This window comes from Mesorhizobium sp. M7A.F.Ca.US.008.03.1.1, assembly GCF_003997495.1.
GTDB lineage: Bacteria > Pseudomonadota > Alphaproteobacteria > Rhizobiales > Rhizobiaceae > Mesorhizobium.
This window is the reverse complement of record NZ_RZRU01000007.1, coordinates 198,783-219,884: the sequence shown is the minus strand read 5'-3', so window position 1 is coordinate 219,884 and position 21,102 is coordinate 198,783. Positions and strand designations below refer to the sequence as shown.

The window sequence follows — 21,102 nt, the reverse complement described above, 5'->3', positions numbered from 1 at the left end:
TGGTGGGCGATGACGGGCTCGAACCGCCGACATCTTCGGTGTAAACGAAGCGCTCTACCAACTGAGCTAATCGCCCGCTCCGGGCCGGACCTTTAAGCGGTCAGGGTCCGCTTCGCAAGGCCAAATGAGTGCAGGACGCCCTGGTTGGATGCCGGTTTTGCCAACAAAACGCCGGCTGTCAAAAAACCTTCTCCTGTTTGCTGTTATGCTGTCCTGTCACGCTTGACACCCGGTGGCGAACCCCTTATCCAGCGCCCCAACGACGAACACGGCTGACACGTGTTCGTCATGCGCGGGTGTAGCTCAGTTGGTTAGAGTGCCGGCCTGTCACGCCGGAGGTCGCGGGTTCGAGCCCCGTCACTCGCGCCATTTCTCTCAAGGGATACAAGCCCTTGGCTTTGGAGAAATGTCGACATTGATTGTCAAAAATCTTCTTGGATGAGGCAACTCGGATTGTCTCGTATCTGAGTTGGATCTGCCAAGCATGGACGCAAGACGCCTCTGCAACGTCGGCATTGACGCGTCACGCTCTGGTCGCGTTCAACCGGCGCAAAGCAAGGCGCTTCCCAATCTTGTCGGTGGCACCCCCCGCTACGCGCCTGCCTCCGCTCCCATCGAAACCCCAACCGTGCCCGAAAAAGTCATCATGGCTGCACGTACCTGTTAGCCCGATCAGGACATCCATCGAAAATTGTGAGAAGAAGGTCGGGCTAAGACGGTCAAAAACGGAAGCTTTGTTCATGAGCGATCACACCAGCCTGAATCTTCTGGACACAACACTTGCCGCTGCCAAGCAGGATCAACGGACTCTGGACGAGCAACGGCAAAGCACTACGCCCCTTGTGGACGGCATGTCCTTTTTCGACAGCATCCGGCACAATGACGACCGCGGCAGCGTGACCGAGATCTATGACCCGCGCTGGGGTTGGCATGCCGACCCGCTGGTCTTTTCCTACATGTTCACAATTCGCCCTGGCGTGGTGAAAGGGTGGGGCCTGCACAAGCTGCATGAGGACCGCTATTTTGTGATCAGCGGCGAGATGGAACTGGTCCTTTATGACCCCCGCCCCGAATCCAGCACATATGGCAAGGTTTCGAAGGTTTACCTCTCCGGCAATCATCCACGCCTGGTCAACATTCCGAAATTTGTCTGGCATGCCGATAGAAACATCGGAACATCCGATTTGGTCGCCATCAATTTCCCGACGATACAATACGATCACGCAAATCCCGATAAGTACCGCCTGCCGATCGATACCGATCTCATCCCCCATGATTTCGGCAGCGCGAAGGGATGGTGAGCAAGCCCCGCTTTTCCATCCTCATGCCGACGCACTCGCGCGTGGATGTCATCGGTGTGGCTATCCAGTCGGTGCTGGACCAGACCGTCGAGGATTTTGAACTGCTGGTCGTCGGCGACGGCTGCGCGGCCGGCACGGCCGAGGTGGTCGAAGCCTTCCATGACAGCCGCATTCGTTTCTTCGATCTCCCCAAGGCGCCGAACTTCGGCTACGCGAACCGCAACATCGTGCTGCATGAGGCACGCGGCGAGATGATCGGCTTTGCCGCCGATGACGACCTCCTGTTTCCGGATCATTTTGAAACCCTGGCGGATGGCCTCAAAAATGGAGCTGCCATCGCGTACAGTCAGGCGCTGTGGGTTTCCACCGATGGCATCGCAGCACCCTTCCTGACCAATCTGGATCTGGCCGACGAGTTCAGGGTGTTCACTGAGGTCGGCAACACGATACCCGCCAGTTGCTTCCTGTATCGGGCTGATTGCCTGCCTTCGCGAGATGTCTGGCCGGAAGATGTCGCATCGGCCGGGGACTGGCAATTGTGGCGGCGAATTATGCGCGAGAATCCGCGAAATCCCTTCACCTATTGCCGCGTTCCAACCGTCCTGCATTTCAGCGCCGCATGGAAGAAATCACGGCACTCCGCAGTATCTCAACTCGCCACGCTGCTTGATATCGCCGACAGAGCCGGCTGGTGGCCTTCGGCCTTGCGCGTCTGGATACCGAACGCCAGCAAGGAACAATCCGAGTACTCGCGCCTCATGCGGGTTGATCCCGCGGCCTGGAGCGAGCAGATGCGCCGTGCCGTCGGGGATCTGGTAGCGCGCCTTGCCTGGGAGGATGTGCAGACGATCCGACCGATGCTTGCAAGCGCTGAAGCCGAGAAGGCGACGTTGCATTCTGAAATCTCAAGATTGCGCAGTGAGCTTGAGGCGGCTCACCAAAGCAGCGTCGGGCTGCGAAGCGCCGCTTCGGAGGCCAGGAACGAGAAGGACGAGATCGAACAAAGGTTGCAAGCGTGCCAGATGCAAGTCGCGGCCTTGCATCAGTCCAGAAGCTGGCGCTTCACAGGCCCGCTGCGCAAGATCTCCACAAGCTTGCGTTCGAAAAAATCATAGGCTTGAAAACGGGCCGGAGGCGGCGTCGGCCGGTCAGCCAAGCCGATCTCATCCCCTCGCCAGCAGCGCCTCGACCTCCCGGAGCGTCGGCATCGATGGCGCCGTCCCTGGTCGCGTCACCGAAATGCCAGCGACGGCGCAGGCGAAGCGCACCGCCTGCAGCGGCTCCACGCCTCGCGACAGTGCCGCGGCCAGCCCGCCGTTGAAGGCATCGCCTGCCCCCGTGGTTTCGACCACCGGGCCGGCGCTGACAGCTGGAACATGGTCGGAGCGATCTTTCGAGTGCAAAAGCGCGCCCTTGTCACCGAGCGTGATGATGATTGTGCCGACCCCCTTTTTGAGCAGCTTATCCGCAGCAGCTCGCGCGTCATCGACCGAGGAGACCTTCATCCCGGTCAATTCCTCAGTCTCCGTCTCGTTGGGTGTGAGGTAGTCGCACAGCGTGTAGATGCGGTCGGGAAGCTTTGCCGCCGGGGCCGGATTGAGGATCGTCGTCACCCCTGCCCCACGCGCGATCCCCAGCGCCCGCATAGCTGCTTCGATCGGCTGTTCGAGCTGAGTGACGAAAACGCCGGCACTGCTGATCAGCGCGGCATTGGCTTCGATATCGGCTGGCGAGATCAGCATGGCAGCACCGGGACTGACAATGATGGCGTTGTTGCCGGTGGTCTCCTCGACGAAAATGTAGGCCGCACCGGTGTAGCTTTCCGGCGTGTCGATGACGGCATTCTTGACGCCCGCCTGCGCCCAGGTCTGCCTGGCCATGTCGGCGAAGGGATCGACGCCGAGGCGGGTGAGGAAGGTGACGTCGGCGCCGAGCTTGCCGGCGGCAACCGCCTGGTTCGAGCCCTTGCCACCCGGTCCCAGCGTGAAGGAAGTGCCGAGGATGGTTTCGCCCATGCGCGGCTGCCGCTGCGCCCTGTAGGCGGTGTCGGCGACGAACACACCCAATATGACGACAGGCTTCATGACGACCGGCTTGCCCGAAGCCATGCCGCTACTCCGCATCCGGCGGCACGACGCCCTTGCGGAAGGCGAAGCAGCCGTAGAAGCGGCGTTCGCCGGTCTGAATGACGCAATAGGCCTGTTTGGCGCGCTCATAGAAGGCATAGCGCTCGACCGCGATCATGGGCCACGACTTGCCCTCGGCCTTGTCGACCTCCTTCTGCACTTCGCTTTGCACGGGCGGAATTTCGCTGGGCTTGCCGACGATTTCCATGCGCGCAGCCGAATCGTCGACGAATGTATCGAGCGGGTAGAGCGACAGCACCGCCTTGACCACTTGCGCCGCCGAGGCATCGATGCGCAGCACGCGGCCGAGCGCCGTCTGGCGCGCCACCGAATCGGATGGAAAATTGGTGTCGGCGATGATCAGATCATCGCCATGCCCCATTGCCCGCAATGCCTGCAGCACGTCGGCATTGAGCAGCGGGTTGATGCCTTTGAGCATGGTATTCCTCGTGAAGCCGGGTTGGGATCAGAGACGCTTGCCGGTCTCTGCGTCGAAAAGATGGATCTGGTCGAGCCTTGGCTTCAGCTTCAGCGTATCGCCCGGCTTGAAGTCGTGGCGCTCGCGAAACAGTGCCACCATCTCGCCTTCGCCGAAGCGCAGGAACACCAGCGTCTCCGAGCCGGTCGGCTCGACCACCGAAATCTTCGCCGGCACGCCGTCGGGATGGATCTCGAGGTGCTCCGGTCGCACGCCATAGACAACGTCTTGACCGTCCTGCGCGGCATTGCCCGATGCGATCGGGAACAGCGTGCCCGCGATGTCGACACCGGGCTTGTCGCCTTTGCGCATGGTGCCCTTGAGCAGGTTCATCGAAGGCGAACCGATGAAGCCGGCGACAAACAGATTGGCCGGGCGGTCGAACAGTTCCAGCGGCGCGCCGACCTGCTCGATGCGGCCGTCGCGCATGACGACGATCTTGTCGGCCATGGTCATGGCCTCGATCTGGTCGTGGGTGACGTAGATGGTGGTGGTCTTCAGCCGCTGGTGCAGTTCCTTGATCTCGGTGCGCATCTGCACGCGCAGCTTGGCGTCGAGATTGGACAGCGGCTCGTCGAACAGGAAGACCTGCGGATTGCGCACGATGGCGCGGCCCATGGCCACGCGCTGCCGCTGACCGCCGGAAAGCTGGCGGGGATAGCGCTTCAGATAGGGATTGAGGTCGAGGATGTCGGCGGCGCGCTTGACCCGCTCGGCGACCACGGCCGGATCGGTTTTCCGCAGCTTGAGCGCGAAGGCCATGTTCTGCTCGACCGTCTTGTGCGGATAGAGCGCATAGTTCTGGAACACCATGGCAATGTCGCGCTTGGCCGGCGGCAGATGATTGACGACGCGGTCGCCGATGGCGATCGTGCCGGCGGAGACGGTCTCCAGCCCGGCCACCATCCTCAGCAGCGTGGACTTGCCGCAACCCGAAGGGCCAACCAGCACCACGAACTGTCCGTCGGCGATATCGACGCTGACTTCGTGCAGAACCTTGACCGTTCCAAAGGCCTTGGCCACCTTGCTGATCGCGACTTGCGCCATATCTCCCCCATCGGCTCCATTAGCCGTAGGCGCAGAAGCTAACCAACGCGACCTGTCAGGGCAAGTCGGTCCCTTATAGATAAAAACCCGTTCTCGTTGACACGGCGTTTGGTTGTGAGAATAGTGGCAGGCGCTGGTCAAAATGTCGGTACCCGATCCGCAATCGGAACTTCAATCCACGCAGGGTGGGGTCCTGCCTAATTCGTTTCCGAACCGGGAGCATCGTTGGCGCTCTGGCGTCCGACAGTTGGCCGATTTATTCACACTGATGTTCTGGGAGGAATAGGCGATGAGAACGGGTCTTTACGACAAACTGGTTCGAGCCGGCGCCACAAGGCGCGACATATTGAAGGGTGCGGCCAGCATGGCCGCGATCGCAGCCGCATCCGGCGCCGGACTTGGCGCCTTGACGCGCCCGGCCTCCGCGGCAAGCGAACTGCGCACAAAAATCCTGCAAATCCCCGGCGTCGGCAAAGGCCAGCCGACGGACGCCGATTTCCAGAAGGTCGGTGAACTCTGCCTCGAGGCGACCAAGGCCAACGTGAAGGAAGGCGAATTCGCCGGCGTCGAGCTGACCTTCATGGGTCTCAACAACCAGAACCTGCACAATGTGCTGTTCCGCGGCTTCCTGAAGCCGTGGGAGGCCTATACTGGCGCCAAGATCAACTGGATCGACCTTGCACAGGCGGACTACAATCCGCGCCTGCAGCAGGCGATCGCCACGAACACAATCGACTTTGATATCGTCGAGATGGGCGCGCCATTCGAAGGCGACGTTTGCGGCAAGGGTCTGACTTCCGAAATGCCCGACTGGGTCAGGAAACAGATCGATATGGACGACCTGGTGGCCTATCTGAAGCCTCCGGTCGGTACCTGGAACGGCAAGCAATATCGCGTGACCGTCGACGGCGACGCGCACAACTTCAACTACCGCACCGACGTCTTCGCCGATGCCGACCTCGCCAAGGCGTGGAAGGATGGCGGCGGTGCGGGCGAATGGGGCGTACCGAAGACCTGGCAGCAGGTGCAGGCGGTGACCAAATTCCTCAAGGGCAAGCAGATGAAGGGCCAGGACGTTTATGGCTATCTCGACGCGCCCAAGCCCTGGGGCGGTTTCGGCTTCTACTTCCTCGGCAGCCGCGCCAGCGCCTATGCCAAGCATCCCGACGACAAGGCGTGGCTGTTCGATCCGGATACGATGAAACCGCGCGTCAACAACCCGGCCTGGGTGCGGGCGATCCAGGACGTGATCGATGCGCTGCCTTTCGAACCGCAAGATCAAATCAACGCTGACCCGAACCAGACCTGTTTCTCGCAATTCCTGGGCGGCACTGGTTCGATGCTGGCTTGGTGGGGAGACGCTGGCTCGAATGCGAAGACCAGCGACTCCTCGGTCGTCGGGGACGTCACCGGCTTCTCGATCCTGCCAGGCTCCGACGATGTCTACAATTCCAAGACAGGCAAGTGGGACAAGCTTGCCAGCGGCCCGAACTATGCGCCGAACTGCGCCTATCTCGGCTGGGGCGTCTATGTCATGGCCCGCGTCGACAGCGACGAAAAGAAGAAAAAGGCAGCCTGGTCCGCTGCCGCCCATCTTGGCGGCAAGGACCTCTCGCTCTGGTGCGCGGCGTATCCGTCGGGCTTCCAGCCGTACCGCAATTCCCATTTCGACATTCCGGAGTGGGTGGCGGCCGGCTACGACGAGGCATTCATCACCTCGTATCTCAAGTCGGAAGCCGACAGCTACAACCATCCGAATGCGGCGATCGAGCCACGCATCCCCGGCATCTTCCAGTACTACAGCGCCGCCGAGGACATCCTGGCCAACACTTTCGCCGGCAAGATGAAGGCGCAGGAAGGCGCCGACGCCATTGCGGCGGCCTGGGAGAAGCTGACCGACCAGATCGGCCGCGACAACCAGATCAAGCTCTACAAAGCTTCGCTCGGCATGTAGGCTGGCCTATGAACCCGTGGTCCGGCGGCAACGCCGGACCACTTTAGACCGGCTCCGGCTCCTCGAGAGCCTTCAAACGGGCGAGATTTGTGGCTGACCAGACTTCGACCGCGAACCAGTGGCCGGCAGATGCCGGCCCTTCCGATCTGATCTCTCCAGGCCGCAAACGCCTGGGATGGGCGCTGATGGCCGTTGCGACGCTCGGCCTGCTGGCCACGATCGTGCTGGAAATCCTCTACAAGGGCAGCGCCGATACGATCGGCTTCGAGACCTGGCGCCCCGTCGTCTATGCCTATGTGCTGTGGGGCGTGGCGATCGGCATCGGCCAGGTGCTGACGCGCGGCGAGGACGGCCAGCGTGCCCTGTTCCTGCTGCCGGCGCTGTTGTTCACCATCGCCATGGTGATCTTCCCGACGCTCTTCGGGTTCTACATCGCCCTCACCGACTGGAACCTCAGTTCCTTCAGCGGCCGCAAGTTCAACGGGCTCGACAATTTCTGGCAGATGCTGGCCGATCCCTACTACCGCAACGCGCTGTTCAACATGGTGCTCTATGTGCTCGCGGTGGCGGTCGAGTATGTCATCGCGTTCGGCCTGGCGCTGCTCCTCAACGCCCAGATCCGGGCGCGAAAATTCTTCCGCGTCGTCTTCCTGATGCCGCTGATGCTGTCGCCGGTCGCGGTGTCGTGGATGATCGGCAAATCGCTGATGGAGTACAGGTTCGGACCGGCCGCAACGCTGGCGCGCCATCTCGGCTGGGAAAATCCGGCCTTCTTCTCGGACCCGATCATCGCGCGCATATCGATCATGATACTGGATGCCTGGACCTTCATTCCGTTCATGATGATCATGCTCTTGGCCGGGCTGCAGGCGATGTCGCGCGAGGTGCTCGAAGCCGCACGCGTCGATGGCGCCAATGCGTGGCAGACCTTCTGGCAGGTCACTTTCCCGCTGATGCTGCCGGTGTCGGTGACGGCGGTGATCCTGCGCATTATCTTCAAGCTGAAGCTTGCCGACATCATCATTACGGTGACGTCCGGCGGGCCCGGCGGCGCTACAGATTCCGTTTCGAGCTTCATCTACCGCGAATATCGCGACCGCTCGAATGTCGGCTACGGAACCATGCTGGCGATGGCCTATCTGGTGATCATCGTCGTCTTCGTCACGTGGCTGTTGAAATTTGCCAATCGTTTTGTCCGCAATGTGAATTGAAGCAGGATGGGTCAATTGAAGCAAGATCGGGTGAATTGAGCTAAGATGAGCGTTCAGACCACCGAATATGTCGCCTCGGAGATCCGCTCGCCGGCGAGTTTCCTCGCCAGCCGCGTCTTCATCTACGGGGCGCTGGCCTTCTGGGCATTCATCTGCCTGTTCCCGATCTATTGGACGATCACGACCTCGTTCAAGACCGCGGTCGACGTCACGCAAGGCCATCTCATTCCCTTCGTCGACTTCCAGCCGGATTGGAAAGGCTGGCGCTCGCTCGGCCTGTCGCCGGACTCGATCTTCCAGACCTCGACGGTGCGCGAGGAGTTCCTCAAGCGCTTCATGAATTCGGTGATCACCTCGGTCGGCGCGTCGAGCCTCGCCATCGTCATCGGCAGCCTCGCCGCCTACGGGCTCACCCGCTATCGCTATCATTTCGCCTGGTTCAAGAACGAGGACATCTCGTTCTTCTTCCTGTCGCAGCTGATCCTGCCGCCGGTGGTGCTGGCCCTGCCCTTCCTGGTGCTCTATCGCGAGGTCGGCCTGCTCGACACGCGCATCGGACTGATCCTGCTTTACACGCTAATGGTGCTGCCGATCGTCATCTGGATCATGCGCGACCAGTTCAACTCGATCCCGGTCGAGCTCGAGGAAGCCGCACTTGTCGACGGGCTGTCGATCTGGGGCGCCTTCTTCCGCATCGTCATGCCGATCGCGCTGCCGGGCATGGTCGCCGCCTTCATCCTGGCGATGGTGCTGTGCTGGAACGAGTATTTCTTCGCCGCCCTTTTGACCTCGACCGACGCCAAGACGATCCCCGTCATGGTGGCGAGCCAGACCGGCTCGCAAGGCATCAACTGGTGGTCGATGGCAGCGCTCGCCACGGCGGCCATCGCGCCGCTCGCCGTCATCGGCATCGCGTTGGAGCGCTATCTGATCATGGGCATGACCGCGGGAGCGGTGAAGTAGCAGGGCGGCCTTCGCTTCTCCCCCTTGTGTTGCGGGAGAAGGAAGAACCCCGCTAGCTAGGCCCTTAGAATCATCCGCAGATGATCAAGGATCATGGCCACGCCCTTTTCTCCGAGTTCCGCCGAAGCATCCGTGGCGCTCGCCGTATACCAGCTCTTGTTGTCGTCGAAGTGCGCAGCATCGACAGCCTCCGGGCATAGCGCCAGCATCAGCGAGGTCTCGCCGATGCCGGCATGGTCGAACGGGTACTTGCCGTTCATGTCAGCCGACATCAGCGGATGAACCTGCACCCAGTTGAAGAAGTTTTCACCCGCAGCATGCCCTGAATAATAGTCCGCCATCGCCTGCGAGCCCCACCAGCCCTCGCCGCGCTCCTTTTCGAGGAAGCGAAAGATCGCCTGGCGGCCGGCGGTCTTGAACGCCAGATCGGTCGGCATGCCGGCGACAAAGTTCTCGGTCTGATGGTGGATGATGGCGTGGATGTTGCGAAAGCCGATGCGCAGCAGGCTGTAGAACAGCTCCTCACCGAACGGCGCCAGTGCAGTGCCGCCGACCTGCACCGAGCCGCTGCCCTCCGGCGGCGCCACCGCATAGCTCGCCGCACCGTAGTAGAAGGGTGGCAGGATGACGACGTCCTTCTCCTTTTCGAACAGCTCCAGCGACTTGATGACGGCCAGCGTGTCCATGCCGACGGCCATGTGCTCACCATGGTATTCGAGCACGCCGAGCGGCAGAACGACCGGCCAATTCTCGGCGATCGCCCTGCGGATCTGGTGTGGCAGCATCAGTTCGTAGCGCATGATCTATTCCAGGTTGGTGTGGCGGGCGCGCATCGCTTCGGGCGACGCGCCAATCAATTCCCTGAGCTTCAGCACCATCACCTCGAACAGCAGGAACAGCGCGCCTTCGAACACCGAGCCCATCGGCAGCACCGATGTTTTTTGCGCCCCCTGATCGTTGGCCATGGTCTGCGCAGGAATGAGCAGGGTGAAGTCGGCAAGCCTTGCCGCGCTGCCTTCGGCCTGGGCGGTCAGCAGGAGATTGGTTGCACCTGCTTGGCGCGCGACCTGCATCAGGGTCAGCACGGTCGAGGTCTCTCCCGGCCCGGAACTGACCAGGAAGACATCGCCCTGCCCCAGCGGCGGCGTGTTCATGTCGCCGACCACGGAAACCGGCAGGCCCAAATGGTAGAGCCGCATGGCAAACCCCTTGACCTGCAAGGCCTCGCGGCCGCAGCCATAGACGACGATCTGTCGCACGCCGGCCAGCATTTTGCAGGCGGCGTCGATCCGGCTTTCGTCGATGCGTGCCAGCACGCCACCCAGCTCCTCAAGCGCGGTCTCGAACAGGCTTTTGCTCTTGTCGCTCACCGCAAACCTGCCATTGAAAATCACCCTGGTATTTGCCGCTCTTGCTGCCACAAACAGCTCGATTTCGTTCATGCTAGCAACCGCGAAAATGCGTGTCCAACGCGCAGCTATGCTTTTGCCTGATCACAGGCGTGGTAGTGTCATGTCAGACAAATCAAGCGAGGCAAACGGCAGCATATGAAGACACGGCATTTCGACCGCATCGGCAATGGCGGCATCAGTTTCACCGAGCTCGGCTTCGGCACGGCGCCGCTCGGCAACCTCTACCGTGCCGTCTCCGACGAGGACGCCAACGCCACGCTGGAGGCCGCCTGGGCGACCGGCTGCCGCTACTACGACACCGCGCCGCTCTATGGGCTCGGCCTGTCGGAAACGCGGCTCAACCCGTTCCTGCGCGGCAAGAAGCGCGACGACTATGTGCTGTCGAGCAAGGTCGGCCGCATCATGCGCGCCTGCCCGCCCGAAGAGCGCACCGGCATTGGCAAGTTCTTCGACACGCCATCACGCCGCGAGGTGTACGACTACAGCTATGACGGTGTCATGCGCTCGTTCGAAGCCTCGCTTGAGCGCCTCGGCGTCGACCGGATCGACATCCTCTTCGTGCACGATGTCGACATCTTCACGCACGGCAGCAAGGAAGCCTCCGACCGGCGCATCGAGGAGTTCATGCGCTCGGGCTACTACGGCTTGCTTTCGCTGCGCGACCAGGGCGTCATCAAGGCGTTCGGTGGCGGCATCAATGAGTGGCAGGTCGCGCAGACGCTGGCCGAGCGCGGCGACTTCGACCTGTTCCTGCTGGCAGGGCGCTATACGCTCCTGGAACAGGAGGCGCTGACGTCGTTCCTGCCTCTCTGCCAGGCACGCGGCATCGGCATCGTTCTCGGCGGACCCTACAACTCCGGCATCCTGGCGACCGGACCGAAGCCCGGCGCCTACTACAACTACTCCGAAGCGCCGGAGGACATCCTCGACCGGGTCGCCGGGATCGAAAACGTCTGCAAGCGTCATGGTGTCAGGCTGATCGAGGCCGCCCTGCAATTCCCGCTGCTGCATCCCTCGGTCGTCTCGGTGATCCCCGGTGGCCAGCGGCCGAGCGAGGTCGAGAGCAATCGCTCGCTGCTCGATGCGAAACTGCCCGCAGCGCTTTGGGCCGACCTCAAGAAGCAAGGTCTTATGCGCCCTGAAGCGCCGACCGCATAAGCCGGCCGCCATCGCGTCAGGCACAAAAATGAAAAGCCGGGCAAGCCCGGCTTTTCTGGTCGCATGTGCCTGCGGTGGGCATAAAAATGAAAAGCCGGGCAAGCCCGGCTTTTCTGGTCTCTGAAAAGAAAAAACGCTTAGTTGACTGCGTCCTTGAGGCCTTTGCCGGCCGAGAACTTCGGCACGGTACGCGCCGGGATCTTCACTTCGGCGCCGGTCTGAGGATTGCGGCCGGTCGAGGCGGCACGCTTTGACACGGTGAAATTGCCAAAGCCGACAAGCCGGACATCGCCGCCTTTCTTCAGTTCGCCGGTGATGGTGGAAAATACCGCATCGACCGCCGACTGCGCGTCACCCTTCGAAATGCTCGCGGCGTCGGCGACAGCGGACACCAGTTCGTTCTTGTTCATAAAAATTCCCTTCCATGAGAACACCGGAACTAACGACTCATCCGGCAGGAAACGGACTTTAGAAAGAAGCGTTGCCGCAACCAAGTCGAAAAGGCAGGAAAAAAGCGGAAAAAGCCCGGAAACGCTGGGTTTTTCACATGAAAAAGCCGGGCGCTAGGCCCGGCTCTCCGTTTGTGCGCTGCAACCTTGACGAAAACCAACGCATGGCCCGAAAACCGTAGCTGGTTTTCGGCAGGGGCCATGCGCAAGTCTGAGCGTTAGAACGTCATTTGTGCGTCCAGATGGACGCCTGGCGCTCTAATGCGCCAGGGACTTTCCAGCGTCGTCGGCACTGTCTGTCGTGGCCGGCGGATTGACCGGTTCGACCCATTCGATCGGCTCCGGCATACGCACCAGCGCGTGGCGCAACACCTCGCCGACACGTGAGACCGGAATGATCTCCATGCCGTTCTTCACATTGTCCGGAATCTCCGCCAGGTCCTTGGCATTGTCTTCCGGGATCAGCACCTTCTTGATGCCGCCGCGCAGTGCGGCGAGCAGCTTCTCCTTGAGCCCGCCGATCGGCAGGATGCGGCCGCGAAGCGTTATCTCGCCGGTCATCGCCACATCCGCCCGGACCGGAATACCCGTCAGCACCGACACAATGGCTGTCGCCATGGCAGCACCTGCCGACGGGCCGTCCTTCGGCGTGGCGCCTTCCGGCAAGTGCACGTGGATGTCGCGCTTGTCGAACAGCGGCGGCTCGATGCCGAAATCGACGGCGCGCGAGCGGACATAGGAGGCCGCCGCCGAAATCGATTCCTTCATCACGTCGCGCAGATTGCCTGTCACCGTCATGCGGCCCTTGCCGGGCATCATTACGCCTTCGACCGTCAGCAGTTCGCCGCCGACTTCCGTCCAGGCAAGACCTGTGACGACACCGACCTGATCGTCAGCCTCGACCTGGCCGAAGCGGAAGCGCTGGACACCAAGGTAATCGGAGAGGTTCTCCGCCGTGATGCTCACCGTCTTCTTCTTCGTCTTTAGGATCTCGGTCACCGCCTTGCGCCCGAGCTTCATCAGCTCGCGCTCCAGGCTCCTGACGCCCGCTTCACGGGTGTAGGTCTGGACGATGGCGCGGATCGCGTCCTCACCGACGGAAAACTCCTTCGGCTGCAGGGCGTGATCGCGGATCACCTTCGGCATCAGGTGCCGCTTGGCGATCTCGATCTTCTCGTCCTCGGTGTAGCCGGCGATACGGATGATCTCCATGCGGTCCATCAAGGGCGCCGGGATGTTCAGCGTGTTCGCCGTCGTCACGAACATCACGCTCGACAGGTCGTATTCGACCTCGAGGTAATGGTCCATGAACGTCGAGTTCTGTTCCGGGTCGAGAACCTCAAGCAATGCCGATGACGGATCGCCACGGAAGTCCTGGCCCATCTTGTCGATCTCGTCGAGCAGGAAAAGCGGGTTGGACTTCTTGGCTTTCTTCATCGACTGGATGACCTTGCCGGGCATCGAGCCGATATAGGTCCGCCGGTGGCCACGGATCTCGGCCTCGTCACGCACGCCGCCAAGCGCCATGCGGATGAATTCGCGACCGGTCGCCTTGGCGATCGACTTGCCGAGCGAGGTCTTGCCTACGCCGGGAGGGCCGACGAGGCACAGGATCGGCCCCTTCAGCTTCTTCTGGCGGCTTTGCACGGCGAGATACTCGACGATGCGCTCCTTGACCTTGTCGAGGCCGAAATGATCGGTGTCGAGCACGTTCTGCGCGAAAGCCAGGTCCTGCTTGACCTTGGAGTTCTTGCCCCACGGGATAGACAGGATCCAGTCGAGATAGTTGCGCACGACGGTCGATTCAGCCGACATCGGCGACATCGTCCGGAGCTTCTTCAACTCGGCTTCCGCCTTTTCGCGGGCCTCCTTGGAGAGCTTGGTCTTCTTGATGCGCGCCTCGATCTCGGCGGCCTCGTCACGGCCGTCCTCGCCTTCGCCGAGTTCCTTCTGAATCGCCTTCATCTGCTCGTTGAGGTAGTATTCGCGCTGCGTCTTCTCCATCTGGCGCTTGACGCGCGAGCGGATGCGCTTCTCCACCTGCAGGACGGAGATTTCGGCTTCCATGAAGCCCATAGCCTTTTCCAGCCGCTCCTTGACCGAGAGCGTGGCCAGCATTTCCTGCTTTTCAGGGATCTTGATGGCGAGATGCGAGGCAACCGTGTCGGCGAGCTTGGAATAGTCGTCGATCTGGCTGGCAGCACCCACCACTTCGGGCGAGATCTTCTTGTTCAGCTTGACGTAGTTCTCGAAGTCGGTGACGACCGAACGCGCCAGCGCCTCAACCTCGACCTCTTCCTCTTCGGGCTCGACCAGCGCCGCGGCGCGGGCCTCGTGGAAGTCGGGACGATCGGTGAACGAGACGATCTTCGCACGCGAAGCGCCTTCGACCAGAACCTTGACGGTGCCGTCGGGCAGCTTGAGCAATTGCAGCACATTGGCGAGCGTGCCGATGTCGAAGATGGCATCGGGCTCGGGATCGTCGTCGGCGGCATTCATCTGGGTGGCAAGCAGGATCTGCTTTTCCTGACCCATCACCTCTTCCAGCGCCTTGATCGACTTCTCACGCCCAACGAAGAGCGGAACGATCATGTGCGGGAACACCACGATGTCGCGCAGTGGGAGAACTGCGAAGACGCCGTCGCTGGGTGCCTTGGATACTTTGGCCATTGTCCAACCTTTCATGTCGCGGCCGCTAATTGAGCCAACCGCGAATCTTATATTAACGACCGGGGATCGTTCCGCCTACCACCGTTTGTGACGGGAGTTTTACAGCACAGAAATCGGGCACCTCGGCCTTCTCCAGTTAGTTGGATGCACAACCCCCAAAGATCAAGGGGCGTGTCCAAATCCGCACGTCCAACCCGTCCGCGAGTGACACATTTGCGACGCCAAGCCCATACGCCGCGTAAAACCGCTGTGCGACAGCAAAACGGCGCCTTGCGGCGCCGTTTCAGAATTTCGCTGCGGGCTCATGTCAGGCGCTGACATTGCCCTTCTTTTCCTTCTGCTCGGAGTAGATGTAGAGCGGCCGGGCACTGCCGGTCACCACCTCCTCCGAAATCACCACTTCGCGCACGCCTTCGAGTGCGGGAAGCTCGAACATCGTGTCGAGCAGGATCGCCTCCATGATCGAACGCAGGCCGCGCGCGCCGGTCTTGCGCTCGATGGCGCGCTTGGCGATCGCCGAAAGAGCGTTCTCGTGGAAGGTCAGGTCGACATTCTCCATCTCGAACAGCCGCTGATACTGCTTGACCAGCGCGTTCTTCGGCTCGGTCAGGATCTGGATCAGCGCCGGTTCGTCAAGGTCTTCCAGCGTCGCCAAGACCGGCAGACGGCCGACAAATTCGGGGATAAGACCGAACTTCAACAGATCCTCGGGCTCGACCAGGCGGAAAACATCGCCAGTGCGGCGATCCTCCGGCGAAGCGACGATGGCGCCGAAGCCGATCGAGGTCTTGCGGCCGCGATCCGAGATGATCTTGTCCAGCCCGGCGAAGGCGCCGCCGCAGATGAACAGGATGTTGGCGGTGTCGACCTGCAGGAACTCCTGCTGTGGATGCTTCCTGCCGCCCTGCGGGGGCACGGAGGCGACGGTGCCTTCCATGATCTTCAGGAGCGCCTGCTGCACGCCCTCGCCCGACACGTCGCGGGTGATCGAGGGATTGTCGGACTTGCGCGAAATCTTGTCGATTTCGTCGATGTAGACGATGCCACGCTGGGCCCGCTCGACATTGTAGTCGGCCGATTGCAACAGCTTCAGGATGATGTTCTCGACGTCCTCGCCGACATAACCGGCTTCGGTCAGCGTCGTCGCGTCAGCCATGGTGAAGGGCACGTCGATGATGCGGGCCAGCGTCTGCGCGAGCAGCGTCTTGCCGCAACCGGTCGGGCCGATCAAAAGGATGTTGGACTTCGCCAGTTCGACATCGTTGTTCTTGCCGGCGTGCGCGAGGCGCTTGTAGTGGTTGTGGACCGCCACCGACAGCACGCGCTTGGCGTAGGGCTGGCCGATCACATAGTCGTCGAGAACCTTGAGGATCTCCTGCGGTGTCGGCACGCCTTCGCGTGACTTCACCATCGAGGTCTTGTTCTCCTCACGGATGATGTCCATGCAGAGCTCGACGCACTCGTCGCAGATGAAGACCGTCGGACCGGCGATCAGCTTGCGCACCTCGTGCTGGCTTTTGCCGCAAAACGAGCAGTAAAGCGTGTTCTTGGAATCGCCGCTGTTGTTGCCGACCTTGCTCATTTTCATGTCCTTTCATGGCCGCCCGCCGATGGTCTGGCTGAAAGGGCGCATACTCTATCTATCGCGGGAATCCGCCGCCGCCAGTGTGTCCCGGCTCCCGCAACGCATTCCGTACGAAACACAAATCAGAAAACGTGGCAATGATTCGCGACAACCCCGCATAAAGCTAAGCCGCCGAAACTCAACATAGCCTTAACGTAGGCAATCCTGTCCCCCGAGGGAACAGCCAATTGTGGCCGAAATGCCGCAAGACACACCAAAAGCGCGTGATGCCGCCATCCAACTGCCAATAAGCCCTTATGCCACAGCGCCTTCAGGCGGCTCGCGCGACGAAATGACCTTGTCGATGAGGCCGAAATCCCTGGCTTCGTCGGCAGTCATGAAATGGTCGCGGTCGAGCGTCTTCTCGATCTCTTCGTAGCTCTTGCCGGTGTGCTTGACGTAGACCTCGTTGAGGCGACGCTTCAGCTTGACGATATCCATGGCGTGGCGCTCGATGTCGGACGCCTGGCCCTGGAAGCCGCCGGAAGGCTGGTGAACCATGATGCGGGCGTTCGGCGTGGCAAAGCGCATATCCTTGTGACCGGCGGTCAGAAGCAGCGAGCCCATCGAAGCCGCCTGGCCGATGCAAAGCGTCGACACGGCCGGCTTGATGAACTGCATGGTGTCGTAGATCGCCATGCCCGAGGTGACGACGCCGCCCGGAGAATTGATATAGAGGTTGATCTCTTTCTTCGGATTCTCGGCTTCGAGGAACAAAAGCTGCGCGCAGACCAGCGTCGCCATGCCGTCCTCGACCGGACCGGTGATGAAAATGATGCGCTCCTTGAGGAGGCGCGAGAAAATGTCGTAGGCCCGCTCGCCGCGATTGGTCTGTTCGACCACCATCGGAACGAGGTTCATGTAGGTTTCGACGGGGTTCTTCATCAGTTGTCTCTTATCTCGCGGTGGGATTCCGGCGCCGGGAATGCTGGCAGATCGGGCAGAATCGGTTCTGGATCGTTATTCCGTAAATAGGATGCCGGCTCATCCTTGTGCAAGGCCGACCCCTCCTAGCCATCTGGGTAAGTCGAATCAAGCTTTCTGACCAAGGATTCGGGCCGACGGATGCTTCCGCGGGTCTGGAGCCGCATGGCCGGTCTCGCAAAGGTAGCAGTTTCTTAACCGCGTCACTTAACGAAATGCGCCGAAACCGCTTTTCTCCGAAACGGCTTCCTCTACAATTCAACGTTGAACTTATGCGTGGAGTTCAACACGGGGAGTGTCATGTCCGGGAAAACCGCATGCTTCACCATTGCCGGGCTGACCATGCTCGGCACGATTTCGCAGACAGCGGCCGGCGGCCAAGCCGTCGAATGCTATGAACCGGTCCGCAGTCCGGCCGTGTACGACACGGTCTATGAAGACGTGATGATCAGTCCTCCCGGTCAGCAGGTCGACTATATCCCCCCTATCTATGGCACGCGCGAGCGCGTCGTGATGACCGTTCCGGCGCAAGTGACCTACCAGATCGTGCCGGCCGTCACCCGCACCGTCTACAGCATGGTCCGGGTCGATGGCGGCGGCTATTCCTGGGAATGGCGCGCCATCCATGGCCGCAAGGTGCTGTGCAAGGTCTGGCACAAGACGCGCTACGAACGTGTCGCCAAAACCGTGGTGATCCAGCCCGAACGCACGCGCCGTGTCGTCATCCCGGCACAGTACGACAGCATCGCCGAGGAAGTGCTGGTGCAGCCGGAGCAAAGGCGCATCATCGATGTCCCCGCCTCCTACCAGACCGTCGCGCGCCGCGTGCTGGTCCGAGAAGGCTCATCGGGCTGGCGACGCGTGCATATTCCCAGGCATTGCCAGGATTAGGTCAAGCTTCAGCGGGCGTTGAGGCCACTTCCGCCCGCAGCTATGTCTTCAGGCCGGCGATGTCGCCGTCGCCTACCGCCGCCGCAACGCGCCTGCCGACCGCCGCGCCGAACTTGTAGCCATGGCCCGAACAGGCCGAGACGATCAGGCACTTGCCCTTTTCATGCGCCATGAATTTTTCGTCTGATGTGAAGGTGTAGGCGCAGGTGACGACCTCGGTCACCCTGTATTCCTCGATCCGGGCGATCGGCGGCGAGAACAGGTTGCGGATCGCCTCGCCCTCGCCGGCCACCGGCTCACGGTTCCAGTCGGCGTCGCTGGTCGGCACCCTGTGCAGCCCCGAACCGAATTTCATGCCGGCGCCGCCCGAGGGCGGGATCACATAGCCGTCGACCGCGCCGCCGATATCGAGGACAACCGGTGAAGCCTGCCAGGCGGCCTCGAGGTCGGCCGGCGGTTCGACATAGGCGAGTGCTGTTCGATAGGTCTTCAGTTCGCTGTCCAGCTCCGGGAACAGTTTCAGCACCCAGGCACCGGCGGCGACGACGATGCGGTCGGCCTGCATGGTCTCGCCGCTTTCGAGCACGATATGACCGGCTTCGGCGTCGATCACGGTGACCCTGCTGTGTTCGTAGACATTGGCGCCGTTGACGCGCAGCCACTTTGCCAGGCCGGAGGCGATCTTGCGGCAATGCAGCGCGCCGCCTTCGGTCGAAAAATAGGCATAGCGGAACGAACCGGATTCAAGAAACGGCCAGCGCTTCACGGCTGCGTCCGGCTCCAGCAACTCGAACGGAAAATTGCCTTCTTCCAGGCCCTCCCGATATTCCTCGGCCTCGTCGCCCGGCTCGCGCGAAATGCAGACAAATCCGCGCGCATCGAGATGGCTTTCGCCGAGATCGGCCCACATCTCGTCCCAGGCCTGGTAGGCTTCGGTGATCAGCCGGCCATAGCCGGTCCCCGCTCGGTAGGCGCGGCGGATGATGCGATGATGGTCGCCCGACGCGGCCAGCGGGTTCGGGATCAGCCCCTGCTCGACGATCGAAACGCTGTGACCCGCCTTGACCAGCGACCACGCCGTCGAGAGACCAGCAATACCCGCACCGACAATGATCACCTTCATCAAATCAGACTTTCCGCAGCCGGTCGGCTGGCTCAACATATTCGATTGCGGGCGCCAACATACGGTCTGGAACCAGGCTGGCAAGCCGCGCTATTGGTCTGGCATGAGCAAATTGACGCCTCCCGCCCTGGCCTTTGATCCAGCCACTCGACATCTGCGGCTTGATCCGCACGAGCCGGCTTTTTTTCAAAACCCTTATGACGCCTATGCTTTCCTGCACGGCGTATCGAATGCATTCTTCTGGGAAGAATTCGGCTTCTGGTGCTTTGGCGGCTTTGACGACGTCAACCGGCTGCTGCGCGACCGCCGCTTCGGTCGCCAGAACCCGGCCGGCATTCCAGACAGTCGCGGCATCGGTCAGGACCGCAGCCATCTCAGCGCTTTCGACGGCGTCGAAGCCAATTCGATGCTGGAACTGGAGCCGCCGGTGCACACGCGGCTGAGAACACTGGTCAACCGAGCCTTCGTCTCGCGCCAGGTCGAACGGCTGCGGCCGCGTGTCGAGGTCTTGGCCAACGAGTTGATCGACCGTTTCGAACCGGGCAAGACGGTCGACCTGTTGCCTGATTTCGCGGCACCCTTGCCGATCACCATCATTGCCGAAATGCTCGGCGTGCCGGTCGAAATGGGGCCGCAACTGCTCGACTGGTCGCACCAGATGGTTGCCATGTACATGCATGGCCGCACACGCGCGATCGAAGAGACGGCCAACCGCGCCGCCCGCGAATTTGCGGATTTCCTCCGGGGCCACGTCATCGAGCGGCGCAGGAATCCCGGCGACGACCTGTTGTCGCTGCTGATCTCGGCGCAGGAGGACGGTGAGAGGTTATCGGAGGACGAGATGGTGTCCTCGGCGATCCTGCTGCTCAATGCCGGCCACGAAGCGACCGTGCATCAGACCGGCAATGCCGTCCGCTCGATCCTTATGCAAGGCGGCGACGTCAGTCGCTTCTTCGGTTCGCCCGAGGCGACCGCGGCAACGGTCGAGGAATGCCTGCGCTTCGACGCGCCGCTGCACATGTTCGCGCGCTATGCCTATCAGGAGGTCGAGGTCGCGCCCGGTATCGTCGTGCAGCCGGGCCAGACGATCGGGTTGCTGCTGGGCATGGCCAATCACGACCCACGCGCCTTCGCCGATCCCCTCGCCTTCCGGCCCGGCCGTTCGGACCAGAAGAACGTGTCCTTCGGTGCCGGCATCCATTTCTGCATCGGCGCGCCGCTCGCCCGGCTCGAATTGCAGGTGTCGCTGAAAGCCTTGTTCGAACGGCACCCGAAGCTGCATCTTGCCGAAAGGCCAAGCTTCCGCGACACTTACCACTTCCATGGGCTGGAAACGCTCGCCGTTGGCTTTTGACGAAGCGCGGGTTGGTCTTGACCTTCCAGGACAGCCTGCTCAGCCAGTTTCCGGGGAAGTGATCAGAGCTTGATCACATACTCCTTGCGAGTCGTTTCAAGCACTTCCCAGCTGCCTTTGAAGCCGGGCCTCAGCACGAAACTGTCGCCGGCCCGAACGGTGCGCGCTTGCCCGCCGTCCTCCGCGATCACCGAAACGCCGGACAGGATGTGGCAGAATTCCCACTCGTCATAGACGATGCGCCATTTGCCCGGGGTCGATTCCCAGATGCCGGCGTAGAGGCCGCCGTCGCGCTCCTCGACATTCCAGGTGCGGAATTTGGGATCGCCCGAGATCAGCCGGTCCGGCGCCGGCGCGCCCTGTTCGGCGTCGACAGTGTCGACGCCGATGGCAAGGAATTTTGACTCGCTCATGATC

At 61.6% G+C, this 21,102-nt stretch carries 19 protein-coding genes and 2 tRNA genes; 9 read left to right on the top strand and 12 right to left on the bottom strand.

Going from position 1 to position 21,102, the window contains the following annotated elements:
• Nucleotides 1–76, bottom strand: a tRNA-Val gene (locus tag EOA16_RS12275).
• A 216-nt stretch (nt 77–292) separates the two neighbouring features.
• Between EOA16_RS12275 and EOA16_RS12270 the strand changes: the two genes are divergently transcribed.
• From EOA16_RS12270 to EOA16_RS12260, 3 genes are all read left to right on the top strand, one after another.
• Nucleotides 293–369 (top strand) — tRNA-Asp (locus tag EOA16_RS12270).
• A 371-nt stretch (nt 370–740) separates the two neighbouring features.
• Nucleotides 741–1,301, top strand: a complete 561-nt coding sequence (locus EOA16_RS12265) for a dTDP-4-dehydrorhamnose 3,5-epimerase family protein (RefSeq protein WP_127258242.1) — start codon at nt 741–743, stop codon at nt 1,299–1,301.
• Nucleotides 1,295–2,416, top strand: coding sequence for a glycosyltransferase family 2 protein (locus EOA16_RS12260; protein ID WP_127258241.1), 1,122 nt, complete (start codon nt 1,295–1,297; stop codon nt 2,414–2,416). Before EOA16_RS12265 ends, EOA16_RS12260 begins: the two co-directional genes overlap by 7 nt.
• 48 nt (nt 2,417–2,464) lie before the next feature.
• Here EOA16_RS12260 and rbsK read toward each other — a convergent pair whose 3' ends face one another.
• Genes rbsK through ugpC form a run of 3 tightly spaced genes read right to left on the bottom strand, consistent with a single transcriptional unit; the run spans nt 2,465 to nt 4,952 of the window.
• Entirely contained in the window at nt 2,465–3,409 is a 945-nt protein-coding gene (gene rbsK, locus EOA16_RS12255) for a ribokinase (protein ID WP_127258239.1), read from the bottom strand.
• Nucleotides 3,410–3,413: 4 nt separating this feature from the next.
• On the bottom strand, nt 3,414–3,866 hold the full coding sequence (locus EOA16_RS12250; RefSeq protein ID WP_127258238.1) for an RbsD/FucU family protein: 453 nt from the start codon (nt 3,864–3,866) through the stop codon (nt 3,414–3,416).
• 27 nt (nt 3,867–3,893) lie between these two features.
• Entirely contained in the window at nt 3,894–4,952 is a 1,059-nt protein-coding gene (gene ugpC, locus EOA16_RS12245; RefSeq protein ID WP_127258236.1) for a sn-glycerol-3-phosphate ABC transporter ATP-binding protein UgpC, read from the bottom strand.
• 289 nt (nt 4,953–5,241) lie between these two features.
• Between ugpC and EOA16_RS12240 the strand changes: the two genes are divergently transcribed.
• The 3 genes from EOA16_RS12240 (at nt 5,242) to EOA16_RS12230 (ending at nt 9,080) form a co-directional block, all read left to right on the top strand.
• Nucleotides 5,242–6,906, top strand: coding sequence for a sugar ABC transporter substrate-binding protein (locus EOA16_RS12240; protein ID WP_127258235.1), 1,665 nt, complete (start codon nt 5,242–5,244; stop codon nt 6,904–6,906).
• Nucleotides 6,907–6,995: 89 nt separating this feature from the next.
• Complete coding sequence (locus EOA16_RS12235; RefSeq protein ID WP_127258233.1) at nt 6,996–8,117, top strand: sugar ABC transporter permease; 1,122 nt, start codon at nt 6,996–6,998, stop codon at nt 8,115–8,117.
• Between the two features lie 45 nt (nt 8,118–8,162).
• A complete protein-coding gene (locus tag EOA16_RS12230; protein ID WP_126069360.1) occupies nt 8,163–9,080 on the top strand; it encodes a carbohydrate ABC transporter permease in 918 nt (305 codons plus the stop codon).
• 56 nt (nt 9,081–9,136) lie between these two features.
• Here EOA16_RS12230 and EOA16_RS12225 read toward each other — a convergent pair whose 3' ends face one another.
• Nucleotides 9,137–9,880, bottom strand: coding sequence for a creatininase family protein (locus tag EOA16_RS12225; RefSeq protein ID WP_127258231.1), 744 nt, complete (start codon nt 9,878–9,880; stop codon nt 9,137–9,139).
• Between the two features lie 3 nt (nt 9,881–9,883).
• Nucleotides 9,884–10,450, bottom strand: a complete 567-nt coding sequence (locus EOA16_RS12220; RefSeq protein ID WP_127258361.1) for an SIS domain-containing protein — start codon at nt 10,448–10,450, stop codon at nt 9,884–9,886.
• Between the two features lie 177 nt (nt 10,451–10,627).
• On the opposite strand from EOA16_RS12220, the gene EOA16_RS12215 reads away from it, so the two are divergent.
• Nucleotides 10,628–11,650 (top strand): aldo/keto reductase, encoded by a 1,023-nt coding sequence (locus EOA16_RS12215; RefSeq protein WP_127258230.1) that lies wholly within the window; start codon nt 10,628–10,630, stop codon nt 11,648–11,650.
• Between the two features lie 137 nt (nt 11,651–11,787).
• On the opposite strand, the gene hupB is transcribed toward EOA16_RS12215, so the two are convergent.
• From hupB to EOA16_RS12195, 4 genes are all read right to left on the bottom strand, one after another.
• On the bottom strand, nt 11,788–12,060 hold the full coding sequence (gene hupB / locus EOA16_RS12210; protein ID WP_023810287.1) for a DNA-binding protein HupB: 273 nt from the start codon (nt 12,058–12,060) through the stop codon (nt 11,788–11,790).
• 297 nt (nt 12,061–12,357) lie between these two features.
• Nucleotides 12,358–14,769 carry an endopeptidase La gene (lon, locus tag EOA16_RS12205; protein WP_127258228.1) on the bottom strand — a complete coding sequence of 804 codons (2,412 nt, stop codon included), beginning with the start codon at nt 14,767–14,769 and terminating at the stop codon, nt 12,358–12,360.
• A gap of 307 nt (nt 14,770–15,076) precedes the next feature.
• Nucleotides 15,077–16,351 (bottom strand): ATP-dependent Clp protease ATP-binding subunit ClpX, encoded by a 1,275-nt coding sequence (clpX, locus tag EOA16_RS12200; protein ID WP_023759839.1) that lies wholly within the window; start codon nt 16,349–16,351, stop codon nt 15,077–15,079.
• Between the two features lie 297 nt (nt 16,352–16,648).
• Nucleotides 16,649–17,278, bottom strand: coding sequence for an ATP-dependent Clp protease proteolytic subunit (locus EOA16_RS12195; RefSeq protein WP_127258227.1), 630 nt, complete (start codon nt 17,276–17,278; stop codon nt 16,649–16,651).
• A gap of 339 nt (nt 17,279–17,617) precedes the next feature.
• On the opposite strand from EOA16_RS12195, the gene EOA16_RS12190 reads away from it, so the two are divergent.
• Nucleotides 17,618–18,208: a hypothetical protein gene (locus tag EOA16_RS12190; RefSeq protein WP_127258226.1), complete on the top strand. Its 591-nt coding sequence runs from the start codon at nt 17,618–17,620 to the stop codon at nt 18,206–18,208.
• 40 nt (nt 18,209–18,248) lie between these two features.
• Here EOA16_RS12190 and EOA16_RS12185 read toward each other — a convergent pair whose 3' ends face one another.
• Nucleotides 18,249–19,331, bottom strand: a complete 1,083-nt coding sequence (locus tag EOA16_RS12185) for an FAD-dependent oxidoreductase (protein WP_127258225.1) — start codon at nt 19,329–19,331, stop codon at nt 18,249–18,251.
• 103 nt (nt 19,332–19,434) lie between these two features.
• On the opposite strand from EOA16_RS12185, the gene EOA16_RS12180 reads away from it, so the two are divergent.
• The gene (locus EOA16_RS12180; RefSeq protein ID WP_127258359.1) at nt 19,435–20,685 is read left to right on the top strand and encodes a cytochrome P450; all 1,251 of its coding nucleotides are present in this window, start codon (nt 19,435–19,437) and stop codon (nt 20,683–20,685) included.
• A gap of 62 nt (nt 20,686–20,747) precedes the next feature.
• Here the strand turns inward: EOA16_RS12180 and EOA16_RS12175 are convergent, their stop codons facing one another.
• Nucleotides 20,748–21,098: a cupin domain-containing protein gene (locus EOA16_RS12175; protein ID WP_127258223.1), complete on the bottom strand. Its 351-nt coding sequence runs from the start codon at nt 21,096–21,098 to the stop codon at nt 20,748–20,750.
• Nucleotides 21,099–21,102 lie beyond the last annotated feature (4 nt).